This is a genomic window from Geobacillus sp. YHL, from assembly GCF_022341265.1.
GTDB classification, from domain to species: domain Bacteria; phylum Bacillota; class Bacilli; order Bacillales; family Anoxybacillaceae; genus Geobacillus; species Geobacillus thermoleovorans.
In genome coordinates this window covers 1-24,104 of sequence record NZ_JAEIGB010000031.1, presented here as the reverse complement: position 1 = coordinate 24,104, position 24,104 = coordinate 1, and the positions used below count along the sequence as shown (strand labels likewise).

26 protein-coding genes and 1 pseudogene are annotated in these 24,104 nt (G+C 42.7%); 17 read left to right on the top strand and 10 right to left on the bottom strand.

From position 1 onward, the window contains the following. From JCR24_RS16655 to JCR24_RS16625, 7 genes are all read right to left on the bottom strand, one after another. Nucleotides 1–331, bottom strand: a 331-nt coding sequence (locus tag JCR24_RS16655; protein WP_238981054.1) for an SET domain-containing protein, incomplete at its 3' end; no start/stop codon positions are given. Beyond that, nucleotides 328–897, bottom strand: a complete 570-nt coding sequence (locus tag JCR24_RS16650; RefSeq protein ID WP_238981053.1) for a site-specific integrase — start codon at nucleotides 895–897, stop codon at nucleotides 328–330. The genes JCR24_RS16650 and JCR24_RS16655, both read right to left, overlap by 4 nt. Before the next feature lie 181 nt (nucleotides 898–1,078). Next, the gene (locus JCR24_RS16645) at nucleotides 1,079–1,549 is read right to left on the bottom strand and encodes a M15 family metallopeptidase (RefSeq protein ID WP_238981052.1); all 471 of its coding nucleotides are present in this window, start codon (nucleotides 1,547–1,549) and stop codon (nucleotides 1,079–1,081) included. 19 nt (nucleotides 1,550–1,568) lie between these two features. Next, entirely contained in the window at nucleotides 1,569–1,700 is a 132-nt protein-coding gene (locus JCR24_RS16640; RefSeq protein WP_370643389.1) for a YvrJ family protein, read from the bottom strand. 79 nt (nucleotides 1,701–1,779) lie between these two features. Then, complete coding sequence (locus JCR24_RS16635) at nucleotides 1,780–1,992, bottom strand: DUF2922 domain-containing protein (RefSeq protein WP_020961686.1); 213 nt, start codon at nucleotides 1,990–1,992, stop codon at nucleotides 1,780–1,782. Nucleotides 1,993–2,010: 18 nt separating this feature from the next. Next, nucleotides 2,011–2,232 (bottom strand): DUF1659 domain-containing protein, encoded by a 222-nt coding sequence (locus JCR24_RS16630; RefSeq protein WP_238981051.1) that lies wholly within the window; start codon nucleotides 2,230–2,232, stop codon nucleotides 2,011–2,013. Nucleotides 2,233–2,374: 142 nt separating this feature from the next. Next, nucleotides 2,375–2,914 (bottom strand): competence protein ComK, encoded by a 540-nt coding sequence (locus JCR24_RS16625; protein ID WP_238981050.1) that lies wholly within the window; start codon nucleotides 2,912–2,914, stop codon nucleotides 2,375–2,377. A gap of 286 nt (nucleotides 2,915–3,200) precedes the next feature. Between JCR24_RS16625 and JCR24_RS16620 the strand changes: the two genes are divergently transcribed. From JCR24_RS16620 to JCR24_RS16545, 16 genes are all read left to right on the top strand, one after another. Further along, nucleotides 3,201–3,605, top strand: a complete 405-nt coding sequence (locus tag JCR24_RS16620; protein ID WP_238981049.1) for a DUF6290 family protein — start codon at nucleotides 3,201–3,203, stop codon at nucleotides 3,603–3,605. A gap of 142 nt (nucleotides 3,606–3,747) precedes the next feature. Beyond that, nucleotides 3,748–5,679, top strand: coding sequence for a sigma 54-interacting transcriptional regulator (locus JCR24_RS16615; protein ID WP_238981048.1), 1,932 nt, complete (start codon nucleotides 3,748–3,750; stop codon nucleotides 5,677–5,679). Between the two features lie 177 nt (nucleotides 5,680–5,856). Further along, nucleotides 5,857–6,918 carry an ABC transporter substrate-binding protein gene (locus JCR24_RS16610; protein WP_238981047.1) on the top strand — a complete coding sequence of 354 codons (1,062 nt, stop codon included), beginning with the start codon at nucleotides 5,857–5,859 and terminating at the stop codon, nucleotides 6,916–6,918. A gap of 97 nt (nucleotides 6,919–7,015) precedes the next feature. Continuing rightward, entirely contained in the window at nucleotides 7,016–7,801 is a 786-nt protein-coding gene (locus JCR24_RS16605) for an ABC transporter ATP-binding protein (protein ID WP_238981046.1), read from the top strand. 24 nt (nucleotides 7,802–7,825) lie between these two features. After that, nucleotides 7,826–8,575: an ABC transporter permease gene (locus JCR24_RS16600; RefSeq protein ID WP_238981045.1), complete on the top strand. Its 750-nt coding sequence runs from the start codon at nucleotides 7,826–7,828 to the stop codon at nucleotides 8,573–8,575. A 24-nt stretch (nucleotides 8,576–8,599) separates the two neighbouring features. Continuing rightward, nucleotides 8,600–9,379: an ABC transporter permease gene (locus JCR24_RS16595; RefSeq protein ID WP_238981044.1), complete on the top strand. Its 780-nt coding sequence runs from the start codon at nucleotides 8,600–8,602 to the stop codon at nucleotides 9,377–9,379. 164 nt (nucleotides 9,380–9,543) lie between these two features. After that, a complete protein-coding gene (locus tag JCR24_RS16590; RefSeq protein ID WP_238981043.1) occupies nucleotides 9,544–10,170 on the top strand; it encodes an isochorismatase family protein in 627 nt (208 codons plus the stop codon). Between the two features lie 26 nt (nucleotides 10,171–10,196). After that, nucleotides 10,197–12,245 (top strand): hydantoinase/oxoprolinase family protein, encoded by a 2,049-nt coding sequence (locus tag JCR24_RS16585; protein WP_238981042.1) that lies wholly within the window; start codon nucleotides 10,197–10,199, stop codon nucleotides 12,243–12,245. A gap of 2 nt (nucleotides 12,246–12,247) precedes the next feature. Beyond that, on the top strand, nucleotides 12,248–14,038 hold the full coding sequence (locus JCR24_RS16580; RefSeq protein WP_238981041.1) for a hydantoinase B/oxoprolinase family protein: 1,791 nt from the start codon (nucleotides 12,248–12,250) through the stop codon (nucleotides 14,036–14,038). A 133-nt stretch (nucleotides 14,039–14,171) separates the two neighbouring features. Next, entirely contained in the window at nucleotides 14,172–15,371 is a 1,200-nt protein-coding gene (locus JCR24_RS16575) for a CaiB/BaiF CoA transferase family protein (RefSeq protein ID WP_238981040.1), read from the top strand. A gap of 36 nt (nucleotides 15,372–15,407) precedes the next feature. Continuing rightward, entirely contained in the window at nucleotides 15,408–16,286 is an 879-nt protein-coding gene (locus tag JCR24_RS16570) for a hydroxymethylglutaryl-CoA lyase (RefSeq protein ID WP_238981055.1), read from the top strand. Nucleotides 16,287–16,572: 286 nt separating this feature from the next. Beyond that, complete coding sequence (gene leuC, locus JCR24_RS16565; RefSeq protein WP_238981039.1) at nucleotides 16,573–18,006, top strand: 3-isopropylmalate dehydratase large subunit; 1,434 nt, start codon at nucleotides 16,573–16,575, stop codon at nucleotides 18,004–18,006. Next, the gene (gene leuD, locus JCR24_RS16560) at nucleotides 18,003–18,626 is read left to right on the top strand and encodes a 3-isopropylmalate dehydratase small subunit (protein ID WP_238981038.1); all 624 of its coding nucleotides are present in this window, start codon (nucleotides 18,003–18,005) and stop codon (nucleotides 18,624–18,626) included. The genes leuC and leuD overlap by 4 nt, the downstream gene beginning before the upstream one ends. A gap of 219 nt (nucleotides 18,627–18,845) precedes the next feature. Further along, nucleotides 18,846–19,643: a ParA family protein gene (locus tag JCR24_RS16555; RefSeq protein ID WP_238981037.1), complete on the top strand. Its 798-nt coding sequence runs from the start codon at nucleotides 18,846–18,848 to the stop codon at nucleotides 19,641–19,643. After that, nucleotides 19,627–19,920 (top strand): hypothetical protein, encoded by a 294-nt coding sequence (locus JCR24_RS16550; protein WP_012820753.1) that lies wholly within the window; start codon nucleotides 19,627–19,629, stop codon nucleotides 19,918–19,920. The genes JCR24_RS16555 and JCR24_RS16550 overlap by 17 nt, the downstream gene beginning before the upstream one ends. Nucleotides 19,921–20,009: 89 nt before the next feature. Continuing rightward, the gene (locus JCR24_RS16545) at nucleotides 20,010–21,122 is read left to right on the top strand and encodes a DNA cytosine methyltransferase (RefSeq protein ID WP_238981036.1); all 1,113 of its coding nucleotides are present in this window, start codon (nucleotides 20,010–20,012) and stop codon (nucleotides 21,120–21,122) included. A gap of 26 nt (nucleotides 21,123–21,148) precedes the next feature. Here JCR24_RS16545 and JCR24_RS16540 read toward each other — a convergent pair whose 3' ends face one another. From JCR24_RS16540 to JCR24_RS16530, 3 genes are all read right to left on the bottom strand, one after another. After that, the gene (locus JCR24_RS16540) at nucleotides 21,149–22,780 is read right to left on the bottom strand and encodes an AlwI family type II restriction endonuclease (protein ID WP_238981035.1); all 1,632 of its coding nucleotides are present in this window, start codon (nucleotides 22,778–22,780) and stop codon (nucleotides 21,149–21,151) included. After that, nucleotides 22,773–23,177: a hypothetical protein gene (locus JCR24_RS16535; RefSeq protein WP_238981034.1), complete on the bottom strand. Its 405-nt coding sequence runs from the start codon at nucleotides 23,175–23,177 to the stop codon at nucleotides 22,773–22,775. Before JCR24_RS16535 ends, JCR24_RS16540 begins: the two co-directional genes overlap by 8 nt. 186 nt (nucleotides 23,178–23,363) lie before the next feature. Next, nucleotides 23,364–23,789, bottom strand: coding sequence for a very short patch repair endonuclease (locus JCR24_RS16530; RefSeq protein WP_370643388.1), 426 nt, complete (start codon nucleotides 23,787–23,789; stop codon nucleotides 23,364–23,366). Nucleotides 23,790–23,902: 113 nt separating this feature from the next. Between JCR24_RS16530 and JCR24_RS16525 the strand changes: the two are divergent. Further along, a pseudogene (locus JCR24_RS16525) lies at nucleotides 23,903–24,104 on the top strand (hypothetical protein); the annotation flags it as partial.

Genomic DNA, 24,104 nt, shown 5'->3' with positions numbered 1-24,104 from the left:
CGGGAAGACCGGCGCGGAAATGGAATCTTCGTGCGAACCACGAAACTTTTGTTTGTTGGAAGAAAAGATGAAATAAACGTTTATTTATTGTTTTAATTATTTTAATGTATACTCTATTATTTTTATCATCACTTATTCGTTTAATGATTTGTTGCTTCAAGCAACGGTGCAATGCATTGGCTTCTTCGGCCACGCTCCGCACGGCTGCGGATGAATGGGCCCGCAGGCAGCTTCTTCGAATGAACCGGGCGCCGGGCTTCTCCAGGCTCCGGCCGGATGGCCAAGGGCCAGAAGGCGGCCAGCCGGGAAGACCGGTGCGGGCTTCGTTCACAGATCAAGCCCTGCAGTGACTTCATCGATTTGCTCCTGCGTAATGCCGATGTAGCGAAGCGTTTCGGCCTGGCTGGAGTGATTGAGGATTTTTTGGATCATGGCCAAGTCCGTTCCTTGTTTGTATGCGAAATAGCCGAACGTTTTGCGCAGGGAGTGGGTGCCGATGCGATCCACAATCCCAACTGCTTTGGCGGCCCGGTTCAGGATGTAGTGGGCATGCTGGCGGCTGATCGCCCGGCCTCCTTTTTGGCTGCGAAAGAGCGGCTCGTCGCCGCGGGCGTGCGGCCGCTCCTGCGCTAAATACAGCTCGATCAAGCGGCGAATTTTTCGGTTCAGTGCGACAACCCGAGTCTTTTTTGTCTTCTTTTCCACGATCTCAATGCGTTCGACAACGCCTTTTTGGGTCCTCACATCCCCAATCCTAAGAGCCAAAATATCGCTGATTCGCAGCCCCGTATTGATCCCGATCGTAAAAAGGAGCTCGTCTCTCAACGACGAAGCACGCAAAATCTTTTTCATCGCTTCGATTTTTTCCCTATCTTTGATTGGCTGGACGGTATGCAAAATATGACACCCCCTTGTCCATAAGGGAGATGGGTAAGATTTTTGGACAAAAAGTGAGAGAGCGGTAAAGCGGCTTCGTGTTGCTTCCTTCAACGTATTTAACGTCAGACAAAAATCTGACATAACGTGCTTTTGTCAGATTTAAAAAAATCCCCTCCACTTTCGGAAGGGGCGAGACAGTCTATTTTTTAGCCATGACAGCGGCCGGCGGCCTTTTTCCTGTCCGCAGCTGTGCAAGCGAAAGGCCAAATGTATATTGAAAATGGGGATAATCTTTAAAGCTCTTCCAATCCCCGCCCCATTCAAGGCCAAGCGACTTTCCGATCTGACCGACGCGAAACCACCGGCGGTCGAGGCTCCAACTGGGGATCAATGTTCCCTTGAAAACATTGCAGACACAAACGTCAAACGCCAATCCAAAATTATGATAACTGTATCCTCCACGGGCGTTCGTAACGATCCGCCCAGGTTTCGTGCGACCCAACGCATACAGGCGGTTCTGCTCCTCGATGGTTCGAAACCCTTGCGTAATGATGATATAAATCCCTTCCTCATAAGCCTTCCGGATCAACGCTATAGCTTTATCCGCCACCAACGGATGCAGCCCGGACAGCTTTTTCTCCGCCCGGAACAGAAGTTCCACCAATTCCATTTCGACTTCCCTCCCATCATCAATTCTGCGGACCTCGGCTTAATGCGATAGTTAGATCCTGAATGGATTTGGTCAACTGATCCAGCTTCGTCTCCATCCGATACAGAAGATAGATAGAAACAAGGATCGGGAAGGAGACTTCACTGATCATCGAAAACAAATCCATTGCTTTTCCCCCTTTCAATGCTCAAAAACGGAAGGCGAGAAACCTTCCGTTCATGACAGATGCGCTATGGCAACTGGATGTCTTGCGTTTCGCGGTCAATGATGCGGGCGCTCTTCGGGCTCACCAGCTCCCCGTTGCCGGTCATAAAAACATTTGCCGCTACGAGCTGGTTCATCACCGTTTTCACTTGCACCGGATCAACCGGCTCCTTGGGATAGCGGATCAAAATCCGCGCCGGCCCCGCTTGAGCGTTAAACGTCAGTTCCAACGTCTTCATTGTTCATTCCCCCTCTCATCATGCATTGATAATATGGCTGGTCAACATCGTGCGCACGTACCGCAAGCTGCCGCTCGACAAGCTGGCGATGGCGGCGGCGGCATCGTAAAGCGATTGGACGCTCGCGTCGCTCTTCACTCTGAAGGTTTGCGAGCGGATGATATCCTTTCCGTCGCTGTCCTTTCCGGCGTAGAAGTCCAAAACAAGAGTGCGGCCCGACACCATTTCTGAAGCGGCCATTTTCCTACCTCCTTTCGATTTGCCAACATCATATCAACCGAGAACACTCATAGACAAAGACGATTTCAAAGCGAAAAAAGAAAAAAAGCGGCCTCCAATGCCGCCGATCCTTCCGGTTTATTGAGATAAATCATTCATTTCACTACATAACCACCGTTTCACAAACTGCGTTGCCGTTTATCCATTGCCTGCGATGCGGTTCATGAATCTCCCCATAGCACATCTCAATCCATTTTGCATTTTTGAGTTGGTCGATGCAGAACTTGCGGGAATGAAACACAGGAATCTGATGTCCGGAAAGAAGATGGACCGTGGTGCACTGGGGCGATCTTTGCCGGAACTGCTCAATCTCTCTTGACACAAACCACCCTACACGGCTTTGCCGGCCGACCGGCTCGCGAACGTTAAACGGAATGATAGTAAAGCCATACGACAACACGATGGGAACGAGTTGCTTTTTTCCCACCAACTCCCCATACCGATGGCGGTTGATCGAAATGCTTGTACCAAAGAAGGTCAGAAGCCGCTTCAAAAACAGACTCGATTGCACGTCAAGTAGCTTGGTTTCCCCACTCCTGAGAAAAAGTTTGACCGAATCCCCTCTGTTTTCCACGTTGACAGGGATAAACGCCTGGCCGGCATAGGCGAACCGCTTTACCTCTCTCCAGTCCAACTTTTTCATCCCCTTCTTCCCCTAAACATTTAGGACGAAATTTGTCGAAAATATCACATTTTTAAGTACAATATACCCCTATTTGGCAAAAAAATCAAAATGGCAAAACATTATCTTTCAGCTCAAAAACAGCGATTTTTGTCCTGAAAAACGCCGATTCGATTAATTTGTGCTTTGAAAGGCAAAATTGGTACTGGCATCTTAATTTTATGTCGGACGAAAAATGTTGAATTAGTGAAAGTCTGGAGGTATAATAAACATAAATAGTGTCAGACAAAAAATAGAGGTGATGGCGATGATGGAAGGAAGATGCTATGAGCGGCACGATTTCCAGGTTCTCGTCCTTCAGGAATTCGGCAAGCGGCGCCCTCGGTCCCCAGAGGAAACAAAGAGGCTGCAGGAAGAGTACCTCCGGCTTCTTGAAGAAATTCCTCGAATGTGGGAAGAGTTCGTAGAGAAACACAAAAACATTTATCAACGGTTCGGATACCTCGACGTTGTCGTCCATGACGATCTGCGCGTCGAACGCAAAAAGCTCCAACGCGGACGCCCGAAAGAAGAAAAGTCCAAGTCACATCGCATTACCGTGCGCTTGGACGACGAGCTTTACGAACTTCTCCAGAAATACTGTCAGACAAAAAACATGTCGGAGTCGGAGGCGGTGCGGAATTTAATTGCGGAATTGAAGTGGAGATATTGATATTAACGAGCAGTGTTTCCCATAAGTTATTGGAAACACCATTTTTCGCATAATTTTCTGAAAAGGTTAAATAGAAAAAAAATAGAAGTTAATTATACAATCACTTGGATTACTGTTTAAGAAGGGAGGAGTAAATATTAAGGTGAAGATAGCTGTGTTTACATATAGCAAACTCACGAGAATTCTTCAGGAAGTTTTAGCTGAAAAGCAATGGCCGGCCGAATTTATACTCCATGAAGTTTTAATTGAGGAAGCGATAAAGAAAGCTCATGAAATAGAAAGGACTAATTCAGCTGATGTAATTGTTGCTTCAGGAGCCAATGCGACTGCGATTGAAGAACAGAGATTAGATATCCCTATAGTTCGAATTAAAGTAACAGGTTTTGATCTAGTGAATGCACTATGGTTGGCTAAGCGTATGAATCGACAAGCAGTAGTCATGTCCTATCAGGAACCAATTCCGCAGTTAGAACAGTTTCGAGATTTATTTCGTGTAGATTTAAGACAGGAGGTTTATGATGGAGTTCACGATGCACAAGAGAAATTATTGCGCATATTAGGAAGCGGGAAACCTGTGATTATTGGTGCAAGCTTAATTAGTGAACTTACGGAGCGAATGGGTGGGCATAGTATTTTTATTTACTCTAGATCTTCTATTCGCCTAGCTTTGGAGACAGCCGTAGAGCTTGCATCCCAACGAAGGTCGGAAATTGAAAAAAGACAAAAGATACAAGCTATGATGCGAGCTGTTCATGAAGGGATTTTATATGTGGATACCAACGGACTTCTAATGGAGATTAATCCTGTTGCCGAAAGGTTGCTCGGTGTATCTGCCCAAGATGTTATTGGGAAATCCATAGACGAAGTTGTTCCTGAGATTAAGTTTGATGATGTATTTAAGAAAGGGCGACCAATGCTCAATGTAGCACAAAAGACAAAACAGGGTATGCTTTTAATTAACCGAATTCCTGTAATTCATCAGGGAGAGCTAATTGGAGCTGTCGCAACAATTCAAGATGCGCAAGCCGTACAGAAAGCGGAGAAAGCCATCCGACATCGGGTGTATAGTAAAGGGTTTTTAGCCAAAGCAACATTCGAACATATTATTGGAAAAAACCCTATCTTTATGAATTTAATCAACAAGGCTCAACACTATGCTCAGACGGATGCTACGATCTTGATTCGTGGCGAGACTGGAACGGGAAAAGAATTATTTGCACAGAGTATTCATAACGCAAGCAATAGGAATCGCCATCCTTTTGTAGCAGTGAATTGTGCGGCTCTACCTGAATCAATTTTAGAAAGTGAACTATTCGGATATGAAGAGGGAGCGTTCACAGGAGCACGTAAGGGTGGAAAACAGGGATTATTTGAGCTAGCTCATAGAGGAACCATTTTTCTAGATGAGATAGGTGAAATGTCATTATCCTTGCAATCCCGTCTTCTTCGAGTTATACAGGAAAAAGAGGTGATGCGTCTTGGAAGTGACATGGTAATTCCTATCGATGTTAGAATAATAGCAGCCACCAATCGTGACTTAAAATCTATGGTGAAAGATGGGTCCTTTAGGCAGGATTTGTACTATAGGCTGAATGTACTCTCAATTGAGTTGCCACCCCTTAGGGAGCGACTAGATGATTTACCCGACTTATTTCGCTTCTTTTTAAAGAATTACAAGTTAGATAAACAAATGGTAGAGAAAGTCTTGTCTATTATGTTACCAGTACTGTGTGACCATAATTGGCCAGGGAATATAAGAGAGCTTGAAAATATTGCGGAGCGTGTTTCTGTTCTGCTAAAAGCTCGTGTCACTATGGATGAGGTATTAACAGAAGTAAAAAAGGAGCTATTTGGGAGCCATATCGAATTTCTAGATTCAACTGGTTTGACTAAAGAAGTTGAAAACTGGGAACGACAACTCATTCTAAAAGTATTGAGAGAAGTACAAGGAAGTAAAACCAAAGCAGCGGATCTTTTAGGGATTAGCCGGACCACCTTATGGAGAAAGATTAAGGATTATGGAATTGATGGATATGATGACGAGAAAAAATCTGATAATTCGTTTCAAAAATGAAACATAGGATGTTTCATTATGTTTCAAAATAAAAATTGGGTAATTAGAAGGTCGAATTAGAGTAGACCTAATTATTGTTGTTTTTTAACGAACATTATATTAATTCTGATTTTTTTGTATTGGAATAAATTTTGCATATTGTTTAAGTGAGTTAAGTTTAATTAAAAGGGGGATAAGATGGTCATGGTCAATACCTACAGAGAAAAGAAGTATCATTTGGTATCGATGTTTGCAATAATTTTGCTCCTTGTACTAATAAGTGGCTGTGGTCAAACTACAAGTGCACCACAGAAAGGGAAAGATACATCTGATAAGATGGATGAGATTGATATCACAGTAACACATTATCCTACGGGTCTATATGCGGTTCCATATAATGTCGGGATTGAAAAAGGGTTCTTCGAAGAAGAAGGAATTAAGATTAAGACGATTATGGGGAGTAACGGAGGGGGGACAACGGTTCGAAACGTTCTTTCTGGGAAGTTACCCTTTGGGGAGGTTTCCACTGCAGCTGCTATTCAATCCTATCTTGCCGGAGCCCCCATTAAGATTATTGGAGGCGGAGTGCAAAGTGTTAACGATATTGTCTATTTAACACGCAAAGATGCTTCATTTAACAAACCAGAGGATTTCATAGGACATAAATGGGGCTATACTTCGCCAGGTTCTGTGACGGAAACGGTATCCCAATTAATTTTTAAATCACTTGGCATTGATAAAGAAAAGGTGAAAATGGTAGCAACAGGTGGAATTAACGAAGGTCTTACATTACTTGAGAAAGGGGAAGTAGATTCCTCTCTAATGCTTGATCCGGCGTATTCAGTCGATAAAGATAAATGGAAAACCTTATTCAGGGTTTCAGAATACGTTCCTCATTTTCAACAAAGCGTAATAGTGACCAGTCCACAAATTATCAAGGAAAATCCTGATCTTGTAGAACGATTTTTAAAAGCTTATAGAAAATCTGTAGAGTGGGTTTATAACAATCCGGAAGAAGCAGCTAAGATTTTTGCTAAATCTGCTGAGATAAATGACAGCGCTTCCGTGGAAGCTGTTAAAGCAATGGCTTCAATCAAGCATTGGAGTTCTTCCATACAGGAGGAATCGTTGAAGCAGGTCTTAATTGGAATGCAATCTGTCGGAACATTAAAAAACCCTGAAGATATTGACTGGAGCGAATTGCTTGATCAGAGATTTTTACCAGAAAACGAGAGATTGAATATTGAAAAATTAAAATAGAATTAAGGCGATGGGAAGCTCCCTTATAAGCAATAAGGGCCTTCCCTGCCTTATATTTATTCTCTTCCAAAGTGTAAAACGAAAAGGAGGAATAGCATTGTCTGTACCTTTATTAGCTGTGGAGAATGTTACAAAGACATATAACAATGATTCTCATGAGGTTGTGGCTTTAAAAAACATTTCTCTGTCTGTTGAAAAGGGACAGTTCGTATCTATTGTTGGACCGAGTGGTTGTGGAAAGACAACGTTGTTAGAGATTCTATGCGGATTGCGTACTCCATCGAGTGGTGCCGTGAAGATCAAGGGAGAAACGATAACCGGGCCACATAAGTCAATTGGGATTGTGTTTCAAGAAGAATCAACGTTTCCCTGGAGAACTGTATTAGAGAATGTAGAATTCGGATTACAAATGCAGGGGGTTGGAAAAAGTGAACGAAGAGAAAAAGCTCGTCGGATGATTGCGATGGTTGGATTGTCTGGATTTGAACATGCATATCCTTATCAGTTGTCGGGAGGTATGAAACAACGTGTAGCAATTGCGAGAACCTTAGTCACTGAACCAGAAATCGTGGTTATGGATGAACCTTTTGGTGCATTGGATGAACAAACACGGCTCATACTAGGAGGAGAGTTACTAAAAATTGTTGAGCAAACTAAAGCTACGGTTGTATTAGTTACACATAGTATTCAAGAGGCGGCTCTATTATCCGATTTGATCGTTGTTCTCTCTGCCAGACCTGGACGTATTAAGGAGTTAATTCGAAGTCCCCTTCCAAAGCCGCGGGACGCCACTATCTTAACTACACCGGAGTTTGCTAATATTACACAGCGTATTTGGTCCAGTTTAGAGGAAGAAGCACTGATGTTCGGTAAGGGAAACTAGTTTTAGAATAAAAAGGTGATTTCAATGAAAAAGGAAAACATACTTCAGATCGTAATTGTTGTTAGTCTCCTAACTTTGTACGAAATCGCTACACGTATAGGTTGGTTAAATTCATTTACTTTTATTCCTTTCACTGAGATGGTTAAATCCACAGTTCACTTTTTGGTCAGCCCTGATTTTTTATGGGAGCATATATGGCCAACATTTATTGAGATAATCATTAGTTTTATTGGTGCAGCTATTTTAGGTGTAAGCATAGGCCTGTTGCTATGGCGGTCTGATTTCATGCACCATACGTTTCAGCCCTATTTGTTACTCTTCTATGCTGTACCATTCTTCGCCATATACCCAATTTTTATCACTTTATTTGGAACTGGTCCATTACCAGTAATCACGGTAGGTATGCTTTTTTCTATGCCAGCGGTTATTAGTAATACAGCCATTGGATTTAGGGAGACAAGAAGAGTGCTTATCAAATACGGAAAATCTCTAAACTTATCGTTTTCAAAGATGTTGTTATATATCTATTTTCCCTCTGCATGGCCCTATATCTTTTCAGGTTTAAAACTAGCGACGGCTTACTCAATCATAGGTGTCGTAGCGACCGAGTTCATATTATCGGCTAGAGGAATAGGCTACAGCATATCCTATGCTTATAACAACTTTGACTTATATGGTATGTACGGTGGAATTTTGCTGGTAATTTTAATCTCATTATTTTCTAACACCATCCTTGGTTATATAGAAAGCCGCCTGTTCAAACGTCATTCCTAGAGTGTCTTTGATGGAGGAGGAATCATGATAAAAGCCGATAACAGTTTGAAATGGCGTTATGAAGTTGGAAGGTATCTTGTTCCACTGGTTTTGATATTTTTGTGGGAAGTTACCTATTGGTTTGTCGGTGAGCCGGCAATGGGGTCCCCATGGCAAAGTGTCGCTGACATTTTTAACAACTACGTTGAGTGGATGCCTGATGTTGGAGAAACTTTATTGGCTCTATTTATTTCGTTTTTGATTTCAGCTATTTTAGGAAGTATTTTAGGATTCTTTATTGGCTTAAGTGGTTTTTGGACGCGGACTCTGAGTCCTTTGATAATAGGTTTGTATTCTATTCCAAAGGTGACTTTATATCCAATTTTTCTGTTGATTTTTGGGTTAACTATTCATGGAAGGATTGCCTTTTCTGTATTCCATGGCATTTTTCCAATTCTGATCATGTGTATGCAGGCTACAAGGATGATTCCCGATACCTATCTCAAGGTGGCGAAAGTTTATCAATTAAGCTTTTTCCAAAAGGCTCGTATGATTCTGATTCCTGCCATTATGCCACAACTGGTTGCTGGACTACGAATGGGATTTAGCCTATGCTTCCTTGGCTTAATAATTGCTGAAATGTTTGCTTCCAGCAAGGGTATGGGATTTAGATTGATGCACTACATGTCATTGAACAGAACTTCATCTATTCTGGCGTTAATTTTGATCATTATATTTGTAGCATTTTTCTGTACTTTCTTATTCCTAATCTGGCAGGAACGGGTGGAGAGAAAGATCGGGAAATCTAAAGCTATAACTTCCTAACTTTGCTTAGTTAAGGCTAAGAGAAACTTTTTTCTAATTGATGAGTTGGCTGGAGCAGAAAATAAATAGAAACAGTTTAAGCACTCCATTTATGGGAAGAAGTATCTGTATGAGATGTTGGTATTACTGGTCGATCAGTGAATTATTGCAATGGAGTGATGTTTATGAAACAGGAGCTTCAACAGATTTATAAAGATGCTGGATTTACAGGAATGTTGCCAATTGGAAAAAAACCAGGGATCCTAGTTATTGATTTTCAGATTGGTTTTACTGATCCTTCAAAGTCACCTCTAGCAAGTGACTTTTCATCTGAAGTGGTGCAAACTACGCGCATTTTAAAAAAAGCCAGAGATAAAAAAATACCTATTTTCTTTGTAGGAGTTGGCTACAACAATATCAGGGAAGGAGGAATTTTTATACGTAAAATACCTTCATTGCAACAATTCATAATAGGCTCGCCATTAGTGGAATTAGATCCAAGATTGGAAAGAAGGCCTGATGAACCGTTTCTTATTAAAAAATATGCTTCGGCCTTTGCAGGTACTTCACTTGCTTCACTATTGGCGTCTGAGGGAGTAGATACATTATTTGTGACAGGGGTGACAACTAGCGGATGTGTACGTGCAAGTGTAGTCGATGCTATCCAATATGGTTTTGCACCTTTTGTGGTTAGTGATGCAGTAGGTGATAGGGCTGATGCTCCACATGAGAGCAATTTATTTGATATGGCATCAAAATATGGGGAAATTACCAACACTGAGAATGTTTTGTCTTATTTGTCTGAATTTTGAATCTATTATCGAGGAGGTAATAGAAGATGTACAGGGTAGCGGTCGATGTAGGAGGGACTTTTACTGACGTTGTTTTGCAAAATGAGGAAACAGGTGAGATTTTCGTTACAAAGGTACCTTCCACTCCATCTGATCAATCAATCGGTCTGATGGAAGGCATACTTAAAATCTGTAAGGAAGTGGGTATTAGTTTATCTGATATTAGGACGATTATACATGGCACCACGGTTGCTACTAATGCGGTTTTAGAAGGCAAGGGAGCAAAAGTTGGATTAATAACAACTTCTGGTTTTGAGCAAATTTTGCATGTTGCCCGTTCTTGGACACCTGCCCCCGTTAGTGCTTGGATTGGCTTTCTTAAACCTGATCCGCTTGCGGATTTGACTAATACTCGTGGCGCATTAGAACGGATTAGTGCACGTGGTGAAATAATACGGGAACTTGATGAAAATCATATCCGTCGTCAGATTCAAGAACTATATGAAAAAGATGTTGAAAGTTTAACGGTTAGTCTAATTAATTCCTACGCGAATCCGGTGCATGAGCAACGAATTCGAGAGATTGCGACAGAGATAAATCCGAACATTCCTGTATCCATTTCTTATGATATTTTGCCTGAATTTCGTGAGTATGAACGAACGTTAACGACTGTTATGAACTCTTATGTTCGTCCACCCATGCAAAGATATTTGGAAAATATTGAAAACAAGTTAAAGGAAAATCATATGCATAGCCGTGTCAGCATTGTACGATCAGATGGCGGATTAATGAGTATTTCAGCAGCTGCCACACGTCCTGTGCACACAATGCTGTCCGGCCCATCAGGTGGAGTGACTGCTTCAGCTATGATCGGTGTGCAGGCTGGGTTCAGAAACGTAATATCTTTCGACATGGGTGGGACATCTACGGATGTAGCGTTGACGTATGATGGTAAGCCTAGGGTCTCAAGAGAAACCAAGGTTGGAGTCTTTCCAGTAAAAGCCCCTTCACTTGAGGTTGTAAGTATTGGAGCAGGAGGGGGATCAATTGCCCACGTTCCTCCAACTGGCGCACTGCGTGTCGGGCCACAAAGTGCCGGAGCAGAGCCTGGACCGGCATGTTATGGTCGAGGTGGAGAAGAACCGACCGTAACGGATGCAAACGTAGTGTTGGGATATCTTCCACCTAGTTTAGTAGGTGGCGAAATGAAGCTTGATGTGGAAGCATCATTCAAAGTGGTTAGTAAGATTGCTGAGCAGTTGGGCATTGATGTGTATCGTGCAGCAAAAGGTATTTACGATATTGTCAATGAAAACATGTACGGTGCAATTCGAGTTGTATCAGTTGAAAAGGGCTATGATCCCCGTGAGTTTGCTCTAATTGCGTTAGGTGGGGCAGGTCCACTTCATGCAAACGCATTGGGACGTTTATCAGGTTCGTTTCCTGTCATCATTCCGCCAACTCCTGGGGTTTTGTCTGCACTAGGCTTCTTACAATCAGACATTCGCAACGAGTACTCGAAAACATTCATTCGGACTTTGAGTCAGCTCGATGTGTACACACTAATAAATGAATTGGATGTACTTGGAAAAGAAGCGGAAGAGTGGCTTATTCAGGAATCGGTGCCTAAAGATCGACAAACAGTGATTTTTGAAGTAGATGTGCGTTATTTCCGACAAGGTTATGAAATTCCGATCCAAGTTAATAAACAGAATCTAATCGAAAATGGTCTTGGAATACTGAAAGAGCAATTCGATGAGATTCATGAGAAAATTTACGGATTTAAGATGGATATTGAGCTTGAAATTGTCAACCTTAGAGCAATTGCTATAGGTAAGGTTGCTTCTCCATCATTGCCATTCAGTGAGCCTGGTGAAGAGGATGCGTCACATGCCTTGATCGATATAGAGCACAAAGCATTTTTCGATGGTCAGTTTTTACGTACCCCATTATATGACCGGTCATTATTAAAACCAAATAATAAGATTTTAGGACCAGCAATCATCATTCAAAAAGATAGCACAACATTAGTTTTACCAGGTTGTGTAGCAAGAGTGGATAGCCATATGAACCTTTTGATCACAGAGGAGGTTTAAAAATGGGGAAGATTGATTCTATTACAGTCGATATTATTGAGAATGCGTTGAAAAATATCAAGGAAGAGATGGATGTAACTTTGTTTCGCTCAGCAATGTCCCCAGTGATTCGCGAGCAGCATGACTGTTTTCCGATGATTACTGATCCGGATGGAAAGATGGTTGTTGGCAACTTTGGTTCCCATGTACCAGAAGTGGTGGCTCAGTTTACTGAAGGGTTACATGAAGGAGATGTTATTTTTTTAAGCGATCCGTATAGTTGTGGAGGATCAATTTCACACATAAATGACTGGATGATTATTATCCCTATTTTCTATCAGGGGCAGTTGGTTGGTTATGCATCGATGTTTGGTCATGTAATGGATGTTGGTGGTCCAGTTCCGTCAAGTATGCCTGTAACAGCAACAACAATCTTTGGTGAAGGTGTTCGTTTTCCTCCCGTTAAACTATTTGAAAAAGGACGTCTAAATGAAGCAATCATAAAGATTTTGAAAGCGAACACACGCACACCAGTTGAGAATTATAGCGATTTGATGGCTATTGTGGCTGCTTGTAGAACCGCAGAAAAAAGGGTTCAAGAGCTTTGTGAACGTTTTGGGCCAGAAGTATATCTTGAAGGTTTGCAAGCATTGCTTGAGCGTACTAATCGCATGATGAGAAATTTGATTCAAAACTTCCTTCCAACCGAACCGGTGTCTTTTGAAGATTACATTGATGATGATGGTTTAGGTAACGGACCATTCAAAATGAAACTCACTATTTGGCGTGAAGGGTATCAGGCATATTTTGACTGGACTGGAACCGATCCTCAGGCACCAGGGCCGGTGAATTATTATCTCAGCGATAATATGTTTAAGATGTTCATCGGTGCTTTCCTAATATCAGTATTTGACCCAGCAATCATGTTCAACGATGGATTTTATGATCTACTGCATATTAAAACACCAAAAGGGAGCTTACTTCGTCCTGATTTTCCAGCAGCACTTGGTTGTCGTACTCATGTGTTAAGTCGTTTATTTGATGTCTTAAGTGGTGCATTATCAATAAATACTCCACAAAACAGCCCGGCAGCGGGTTATGGAACGAGTCCGTATTTTATCTATTCTGGAAAAGATGAACACAATCGTGAATTTCATCTGATGGAAGTCATGTATGGTGGACTTCCGGGCAGGCCATTTGCTGATGGGCTCGATGGACATTCTTGGTGGCCAGCGTTTGTTAATATTCCTACTGAATATCTAGAAACCTATTATCCGTTAAGAGTCGAATACTATAGAACGGGAATTGACTCTGGAGGAGCGGGGAAATATCGTGGTGGCAATTGTAATGAAAAATTGTATACTTGCCTAGCCAAAGGAACAGTATCAATTCATGATGATCGTGCTAAACTCCAGCCTTGGGGGATCAATGGAGGGGAGCCAGGATCTACTTCTTACAAGGTATTGATTCGTAAGGATGGTACACGCATTCCACTTGAGTCTAAGCTCGATAACATATTGGTTGAACCTGGGGATCAAATCCTGTTTGTTACTGCTGGTAGTGGTGGTTGGGGGGACCCGTTGGAACGCGATCCTGAAAGAGTAAGACTGGATGTGGCTAGAGGTTTGGTAAGCTTGAAAAAAGCAAGGAAATCGTATGGTGTTGTAATTGACCCAGATACGTTAGAAATAAATGAACAGGCGACTGAATTTCTTAGGGAAGAAATGCGGAAAAATAGGGACCGATTGGAAGCGTTTAATTTCGGCAACCGTGAAGAATTGGTTAAAAATAGAAAAGTAGCACAAAAAAGTTAAAAAACAATAAAAACAGCATGTAATTCTTTGATGATATTAACCATATTCCTCTGACTTCTATATATATTCGGAATGATGTTTGCGAACAAGATAATCAAGTATGAAAGAGGACATATCAAGGAGGTTATATAAAATGGCTGAAAATCTCCCTTTAAGTGGCATCCGTGTGTTGGAAGTAGGAACTTTACTAGCTGGGCCTTTCTCCGGGAGATTGTTAGGTGATTTTGGCGCGGAAATCATTAAGATAGAGCCGCCGGACAAACCGGATCCGATGCGACAATGGGGACAACAAAAGGACGGACACGGATTATGGTGGCCCATTCAATCAAGGAATAAAAAATCTATCACATTGAATTTACGTGAGAAACGAGGCCAAGAAATATTTCTAGAGATGGTAAAGAAATCTGATATTGTAATAGAAAATTTTCGCCCGGGGACGATGGAAAAATGGAATTTGTCATATGAACGGTTAAGGGAAGCTAATAGACGAATAATTATGGTCCGGACATCTGGATTTGGACAGACAGGCCCATATAAACAAAGAGCAGGTTTTGGAAGTATTGGTGAAGCCATGGGAGGACTTCGCTATGTTACCGGGTTTCCTGATCGCCCCCCAACACGTATAGGCATTAGTATTGGTGATACGCTAGCAGCTATGTTTGCGACCATTGGCGCTTTGATCGCTCTGCATGAGAGAGAGAAATCGGGTGAAGGACAGGTCGTTGATACAGCTCTTTATGAGGCTGTGTTTGCTGTAATGGAAAGTATAGTCCCTGATTATTTGTTAGCAGGGTATATACGTGAAAGAATGGGCAATATTTTGCCTAATGTAGCTCCTTCTAATATTTATCTCACAAAGGACAACACTTATGTTGTGATAGGGGCCAACGCAGATAATGTTTTCCGACGTTTATGTGAAGCCATGGGGCGTGAAGAATTGGCTGATGACCCTAAGTTTAATAATCACCATGCTCGTGCCGAAAATATGCGTGAGTTAGATCTTTTGATTGAAGAGTGGACTAAACAACATACAGCTGATGATTGTCTAAGGATCTTGGAAGAAAGAGGAGTTCCATCAGGAAAAATTTACAGCGCTAAGGATATTGTTAATGACCCGCACTATCTTGCGCGTGAAATGATTGTAAATATCGAACATCCAATATTTGGTGAATTCCCAATGCCAGGCATTGTACCGAAGTTGAGCCGGACCCCTGGTAGTATTCGTCAACCTGGTGCGGAGATGATGGGGAAACATAATGAAGAGGTATATGGGAAGCTTCTTGGTTACACTAAAGAAACTTTAGAGATGTTAAGGAAAGAGAATATTATCTAGGATAATTAAAGAAATTAAGAGAGGAACGATGTGAAAATGATTCACATATGTGAGGTAGGACCGCGTGATGGTTTGCAAAATGAAAAAAGACATTTATCAGTTCAACAGAGAATAGAGCTGATTGAGAGATTAATGGATAGTGGCATCAAGAAGATTGAAGCGGTTTCTTTTGTTAACCCAAAAGTGGTACCTCAAATGAGTCATCCTGAAGAAGTATTGGAAGGAATAAACAGAAAGAAAGGCGTTGTAATTGCGGGTTTAGTGCTTAACCCAAAAGGGCTTGAACGAGCATTGGATACAGAGTTAGATGTAATTCATTTTACTTTGGCTGTCTCTGATGCGTTTAATCTGAAAAATGCTAGAAGAACAGTGGAACAGTCAACGGCGGAAATTGAGGATATGATTCGTACAGTAACTGTACAGGGAAAGCCGTGTGTAGCTATATTAGGAACCGCATTTGGATGTCCATTTGAGGGATCTATATCGGAAGATAGAGTTCTGGAAATTTCGGAGAAATTTATTAAAGCAGGTTGCCGGAGTATTACATTAGCCGATACAACAGGTTTAGCAAATCCTCTTCAAGTTAAAAATCTAGTAACCCGTTTTTTTGAAACATTTGGTGAAAATTTTGAGTTAGGGTTGCACTTTCATAACACTAGGGGTTTAGGAATATCCAATGTTTTCGCAGGCTATGAGTCCGGTGTAAGACATTTTGATTCATCTGTAGGAGGTACTGGTGGTTGTCCTTTTGCTCCTAAGGCAGTTGGTAATGTTTGTACAGAAGATATAGTAAACATGTTCCATTCGATGGGAATTGAAACAGGTATTAACTTAGAGCAACTTGTTAGTACAGCTCTTTGGTTAGAGCGGCAACTTGATCGCAGGTTAGATGGGATGATGATGAAATTAAAATAGAAAACTATCGAGATATAGATGCTCCTGACACAGATAATGGTGGCTTTTGTAGGTCGCGGTTTAGCTCCATTATTTAAAGATTTAATATTTTATGGTCATTGGATCGACTGTATGTTGACCGAACGACGCCGCTCCCAGATCCATGTGTGGATCTAGGAAGTGGGTCGTTGTTCGGTTCTCCCTCGCACTAGGGCGTAACGGAGGCAAGATGCAGGCTTACTTTCAACATTCATAGATTGGTTCGATAATAAAAACGGGTTAAGAGAAATAATCAGGAGGGGGATGTATGCCTAAGACACTATTTGACAAACTATGGGAAAGGCATGTAATTATTGAAAAACCGGATCAACCTTCTCTGATTTATATTGACTTGCATTTGATACACGAGGTCACTTCGCCTCAGGCATTCGAGGGCCTTCGTTTATCTGGTAGAAAGGTAAGACGACCAGATCTTACATTTGCTACAATGGACCATAATATTCCCACTATTAACCGTTCCTTATCAAGTGCTGATGAAATTGCGGCTAAGCAAATTGAAACGCTAATTAAAAACTGTGAGGAATTTGGAATTCACTTGTATGACATGAATGATCCCAATAATGGTATAGTACATGTCATTGGGCCAGAATTAGGCCTTACCACACCTGGAAAAACTATAGTTTGCGGTGACAGTCATACTTCAACGCATGGTGCATTTGGATCCTGGGCTTTTGGTATTGGAACAAGTGAAATTGAGCATGTTTTGGCTACTCAGACGTTGTGGCAGAAGAAGCCGAAGACGATGGAAGTCCGTCTCCAAGGTAAAATTCCGCTTGGTGTAACAGCTAAGGATATTATATTGGGATTAATACAAAAGATCGGTACAGCTGGTGGAACAGGATACGTAATTGAGTTTACAGGACCTATAATAAAGGAATTGTCTATGGATGAAAGAATGACTATTTGTAATATGGCGATCGAGGCAGGGGCTAGAGCGGGGATAATAGCTCCTGATGAGACAACATTCTCTTATCTAAAGGGGCGTCCCTTCGCTCCTAAGGGAGATGAGTGGGAGACTGCTGTCGCTGATTGGAAAACGCTATGTAGTGATTCAGATGCTATTTATGATGAGATTGTTGAGCTCAATGTATCGAATTTAGCTCCATTTATAACTTGGGGAACTAATCCTGGAATGTTAGTTCAAGTGAATGAAAATGTTCCTTCTCCTGATGATTTTGCTAATCCAGTAGATCGTAAAGCGGTAGAGAAGGCATTGGCTTATATGGGATTAAAGCCGGGTACGCCTATACAGGATATTACTATTGATCGAGTATTTATTGGATCATGTACTAATTCGCGGATTGAAGACTTACGTCAAGCTGCAGGGATAGTCAAAGCAGTCGGAAAAAAGGTTGCCCCCGGTGTTCGCGCATTAGTGGTTCCAGGGTCTTATCGTGTTAAACGTCAAGCGGAGGCAGAGGGATTGGATGAGATTTTTAAAGAGGCTGGATTCGAATGGAGAGAGCCTGGATGTAGTATGTGTTTAGGAATGAATTCAGATATTCTTGCCCCCGGGGAGCGATGTGCATCGACCTCAAACCGGAATTTTGAAGGGCGTCAAGGAAAAGGAGGGCGTACTCATCTTGTTAGCCCGGCTATGGCTGCTGCCGCTGCACTAGAAGGACGATTTGTAGATATCCGGAAATGGAATCTCAATTTAAGGGAGATGTTAACCCAATGAAGCCTTTTGTTCGTCATAAGGGATTGGTAGCCCCATTGGATCGACCTAATGTAGATACTGATGCGATTCTTCCAAAGGAATTTTTGAAAAGGGTTGAAAGGAATGGATTTGGCCGTTTCTTATTTCATGATTGGCGCTTTTTAGAAAATGGAGACTTGAATCCTGATTTCATTCTTAATCAGCCGATTTATCGGGAGGCTAGTATTCTTTTAACTAGGGATAATTTTGGTTGCGGTTCTTCGCGTGAGCATGCCCCTTGGGCTTTGTTAGATTACGGATTTCGAGTTATTATCGCTCCTTCTTTTGCGGAAATTTTCTACAACAATTCCTTGAAAAATGGCATTTTACTCGTTACTTTGGGAACTAAAAAGGTTGATCAGTTATTCCGACGATGTTTGGCCTATGAAAGATATCAATTAGAGGTAGACTTGGAGTCATGCACAATTAAAGATGAATATGGTTTAGTTTTTGATTTTAATATTGATCCGTTTCATAAAGAAACATTAATTAAAGGCCTCGATGATATCGGTCGTACACTTCAATATGAAATAGAGATTGCGGAGTACGAGAAAAAAAGGCCAAGTTATCTGAACCCTAAAATGTCACATGGTTATTATTAAACCAGCTAGAAGCTGGTTTTTTTGTGGGATTGAAATTATTCTCTATTATGTAGTATTGATTCTGTATTGTGCTGACTGAGATAGGAGGAATATATATTCTTAAATTTTGTATTCCCACGAATTATTCCGAATGGATTTGAAGGAATCTAGAAAATAACGTAGAATAAATAATATAAACAAAAGAAGAAATAAACCTTGGAAGAAAGGAAGGTGATATAAGTGCCCATCACCATCACCATGGGCATCCAGAAAGGCGGATGCGGAAAGTCCACGACAACCGGAGTCCTCGCCTATCTGCTGAGCAGGGACGGATACAGGGTTTTGGCCGTCGACATGGACTCGCAGGGGAATTTGACAGAGCTTCTTTCGCGGAAGCCATCCAACGAGTTCACGGAGAAATCCGTTCTCGAAGCGATGCAGGAGAGAAATCCGGAGCCGTACATAGTCAAGATCCACAACAAGTTGGACCTGCTTCCGGCCAACAACTTCCTGGCCACGTTCCCCCGCTGGATTTACACAGGGGAGACGTACCTTGGAAAATATATCAGGTACAAGGGAAAGCCGACCTTGATACTGGACGATACGTTGGACAAGATCCGGCATCGTTACGATTTCATTGTCATCGACACGCCGCCTTCGTTGAGCGAACAGACGACAAACGCCTTGTGCGCAAGCCAGTATGTCATCATGATGTTCGAGTGCTCCAATTGGTGCTACTCGGCGGTCCCGAATTTTATGGAATCCGTCGAGGGGGCGAGGGTGCACGGGCGGCACAATACAAGGCTGCTAGGCATTCTGAGAACCATGAACGACGTCCGCCGCAGCGACGCGAAGGCGTTCAATGAAATGATCGAGGAAGATTATCCAAACGAGGTGTTCAAAACGATCATCACCCGCAAGGCGCCGATCGGCCGCCTGTCGCTCTACGGCTTCGAGGAAAACAATGAATTGAACCAGGCGCTGGAACAGTATGAAAACTTCTATAAGGAGATGATGGAGCGTGTCCAAAGTAGATGACATCAAAAACATGAAGCGCCAGCAAAAAGTCATCACGCCTACGCAAGTGCTGACCGATCCTGTCGGCGAGGAAAACAATACATCTTTAAACGAATACAACAATCAACCAAGAAAGGAAGATAAGAAAGTGGAAAGAAAGCGTGTTTCCTTCGATATTCGGACGGACCTGCACAAAGAGTTGAAGATGCAGTCGATTTTGCAGGAGAAGAATATCTATCTGTTGATTGAGGAAGCAGTGGAAAAATATTTGAATGAGCTCAAGAAGGGAGCCGAGTGAAGGCTTTAATTGAATTGCTGTTGTTTTTTTCAAAAATCCTCTATAATGTACTGACACGTTGATAATTCTTTCGCCACGGAGGTAATACAATGATTTTTCGCAAAGGAGAACTCTTCAGCGGTCCTGGAGGCCTTGCTTTAGGAGCCAAAATGGCGAGGGTGGTCGCTGCTGATGGCGAAGAGTTCCGCATTGAGCATGTTTGGGCCAATGACTACAACGAATCGGCATGCAGGACGTATCGACGGAATATCTGCGGCGATCCAGACGATCCATCCGTCATTGCATGCGATGTAAGGGAGCTTGACATTGAGCAGCTTCCCAGAATAGACGCATTATCGTTCGGTTTTCCATGCAATGACTACAGTGTTGTAGGAGAACACAAAGGAATGGATGGAGAGTATGGACCTTTATACACATATGGGGTCAAGGTCCTTAATATTCACCAACCAAAGTTTTTTGTGGCCGAAAACGTGGGCGGCCTGCAAAGCGCCAACGAGGGCCGTGCATTCATGCAGATTCTGAAAGAATTGTCCGAGGCCGGCAGAGGCTATGACATCGTGCCGCATCTATATAAATTTGAGGAATACGGCGTTCCTCAGATGAGGCATCGAATTATCATAGTCGGCATCAGAAAGGACCTGAATTTGAAGTTTAAAGTTCCCGCGCCGACTACTCCCGACAAGTATGTGACGGCGAAGGAGGCGATCACCAATCCGCCGATCCCAGACGGAGCCCCCAACCACGAGTTTACGCGCCATAACGCAAAAACAGTGGAAATGCTTAAACACATACCGCCGGGCGAGAACGCATGGTATGAAGGGATACCTGAGGAGCTGCGCTTGAATGTAAAAAAAGCAAGGCTGAGCCAAATCTACAGAAGGCTGCATCCCGACCAGCCCTCCTACACTGTTACAGGGAGCGGCGGCGGCGGAACACACGTATATCATTGGGAGGAGCCGCGGGCTCTCACAAACAGGGAAAGGGCGAGGCTTCAGACATTCCCGGATGATTTTGTGTTTGAGGGGACGAAGGAAAATGTCAGGCAGCAAATCGGCATGGCAGTTCCTCCGAAAGGAGCAAAGATCATCTTTGAAGCCATTTTGAAGACGTTCGCTGGCATTCCGTATGAATGCGTTGAACCTAAATGGGATGTTGAGGAATTGTTTGGAACGGAGCAATTGGCCATTCCAGAGCTTGTGTAGAAGGGCGGAGGGAAAAATCCCTCGCCCTAGTTTGTCTCTTTTAATTCTCGAAGCAGAGCTTCGAGCGACTTGTATCCTTTGTTTTTGACAGCCTTGACAAACAGTTCGGCGCGGTCTTCCAATGGCACATCGTTCTCAATGCAATAATCAAGGAAGCCGAGCAAGGTTCTGGCTGTGACTAAAAATCCGCTGATGGGATTTCCGGTGATTCTCTTGGCTTTGTCCGATATCTTTTCCAGGTTGCGCTCCCCGCTGAAGTCGTTTGCGGTCACATAGCCGAAAAACGTCAGCTCTTTGCCTTCATATCCCGTGTAATTGGGGATGTATTCAGACGCCATATGTGAAGCCAAGGAAGAGGACAGTGGGAACTTTCCTGTATAGTTTTTGGCGTCAATGATGCCGAATTTGCTTCCTCCATACCCGGCGATGATTTCGATTTCTGTTCTTTCCCCGTTCTTGGCTTTGGGGCGCATTGCAACGTCAAACCCCAGCGCGCTGAATATTTGGCCGGTCTTGTCTTCAAACGCCAAGTTGTCTTTTTCATTCAAGTAGGCCTCTACAAAATCGGAGTTGATCCCTTCAAAATCGTCCTTGCTTTCCACTATCTCATGAATGACCTTTTCAATGTCTCTAGGCGATAAATATTTTTGGAGGGCCCCGGCGATTTCCTCTTTCGACATCGATTCTATGGATGGAAATTGTGCAAGGATCCTCTCTGCTTTCGCCCGAAGCTTGCTGGAGTTTGCAGCTGGTTTTATATTGCCGTATCTGCTGGCCTTGTAGCTGTCGACATCCAAGCCGCTGTTTTCCGCCATGCGCTCGAGCGATATCATGTACCGTGTGTTGAATGGGTAGCGTTTTTCGATTTCAGCGATTTCCTGCTTAATTTCGTTGATCTTGGAAGAGTCGCCTTTCAAGGCCTTGCCGCGAATGTACTCGACCAATCCTGTGTAATCGCTGATGAGCATAAAAGTGTGGGCCACGTCGGAGTGGGCTTCGTAAAAGTCCCTCGCCCCTTTGTCTGATCTTTCCCTATGGTCGAACTTGGCGGCGATGTCTTGTTTCATTTCTTCTCTTTCGCGAGGGCCGGCTTTTCGGAAAGCCAATATTTTATGCACGATTTCATCCAGCTGCGAGTCCTTTTGGGCTGTCATGGCAAAATAAGTGATTTCCTCTTTTGTTACATAAAAGTCCAATCTTTCGTCATTTGCTAATTTGATCAGAAACAGGACAGGACGAATTCGAAACCCTTCATCGAATTTTGGGCGGAATCCCGGTTCGAGAAAATAGGCGTTTGGATATTGGAGCGTCAAGACTTGTTTTCTTGTGTTTTCGTACACCTTTTCTCCTTGGATGAGCTTTTCTCCGACCTTTGTAAGGCGAATATATCCGTCATCATCTACATAGCAATAGGAGAAGGTTTTGAGCATGGCCATCCATGTGCGTCCTCCGGAGCCGTCATGGCTTACGTTGTTTCTTTTGATCCCCATATTGGCGAGCTCTTCTTCATACCGTTTATGGACTTCTCTATTTCCCGCCCATTTCAGCCTGAAATCATCCGTCGCCTTCTGCAAAGCCAGCAATGCCTCCTGATGGAAGCGGGGGTCTCTTTCCGGACGCGTAATAAACCATACCTTTCTGGTGTTTTTCTTATTCATGTTCGAGCATCTCCTTTATTTCCGCGTAGATGTCTCTCTCTTCGATTGTAAATGGATCGACTTTTTTGGACTGGGTGGTGGAAAAGTAAAAGTCCAGCGACTTGAAAAACTCCTTGTTTTCCTTGATCAATTCAGTGATGTCGGCATCTGAAATTTGGTTGAGGATGCTTACGGCTTTCTCAATTTCATTGTCGATTAGAATTTTGGAATAAATGGAAATCTTATTTTCCCCGATAATCTGCTCCGCTGCGTGCACATAACGGATTATGGTGGCCACAGACGGGACCGACATTTCGTTGATGATTTTATTGAAGGCGTTGTCGGGAGCGCCAATATATCGGCTGATTTCCCGGTTTGCAATCCGATGTTGGGATAAAAATCTGTTGAAGTTGTCCATCACTTTCCTGCTTATAATTTTGCTTAGTATTTTTTGCAATAAATTTTTGTTCCTCTTGGAATTATCAAGCAAAAAATTCCTCTCCCTCCTCCAATTAACATCATAGTTTTTATCTTTGTATAATACATAAACCTTATAAGGTTATAATTTTTTACAAATAAAAAAACGCTTGCTGCATCCAAGCGCTCATCCATCCATGGCTTGATCAATAAAATTCTTTATTTGCTTTATTGTTTGATCAAAATCCTGTTTTAAATCGTGTTCCCACACCCTCAAGCAATTCCAGCCCATTTTTCTATAATATTCGTTGACTTCTTGATCCCTCTTTTTGTTTCTCAAGAGCTTTTTTTTCCAATATTCTCTATTGCTTTCAGGCATATTCCCGTGCAGTGGACATCCGTGCCAGAAACATGAATCAATGAAGATGGCGACTTTATACTTTTTGATGGAGATATCAGGTTTCCCAAGGAGGGTCTTGTCGTTCTTTCTAAACCGATATCCTTCCCTCCAGAGGGCTTTTGAGACCGTATCTTCCAACCGCGAACGCGACTTTATGGCTTTCATGGTCTTGGAACGTTGCTCTTTGGTAAGATTGTCGCTCAAATGGATCACCCCAGTCAGCGAAGCCTTTCAGAAGCGTATATTTACTACTGATTATATCAGATAAACGAAATCCGCGCCGGCCTGTCCGCGGATGCCGCTTGCAAGCAGGACCATCCATAGCCATGCGGAGCGTGGCCGAAGAAGCCAATGCATTGCACCGCCGCTTGAAACAAAGAATCATCAAACGAATAAGTGATGATAACAATAATGGAGTATACGTTAAAACAATTAAAACAATAAATAAACGTTTATTTCATCTTTTCTTCCAACAAACAAAAGTTTCGTGGTTCGCACGAAGATTCCATTTCCGCGCCGGTCTTCCCG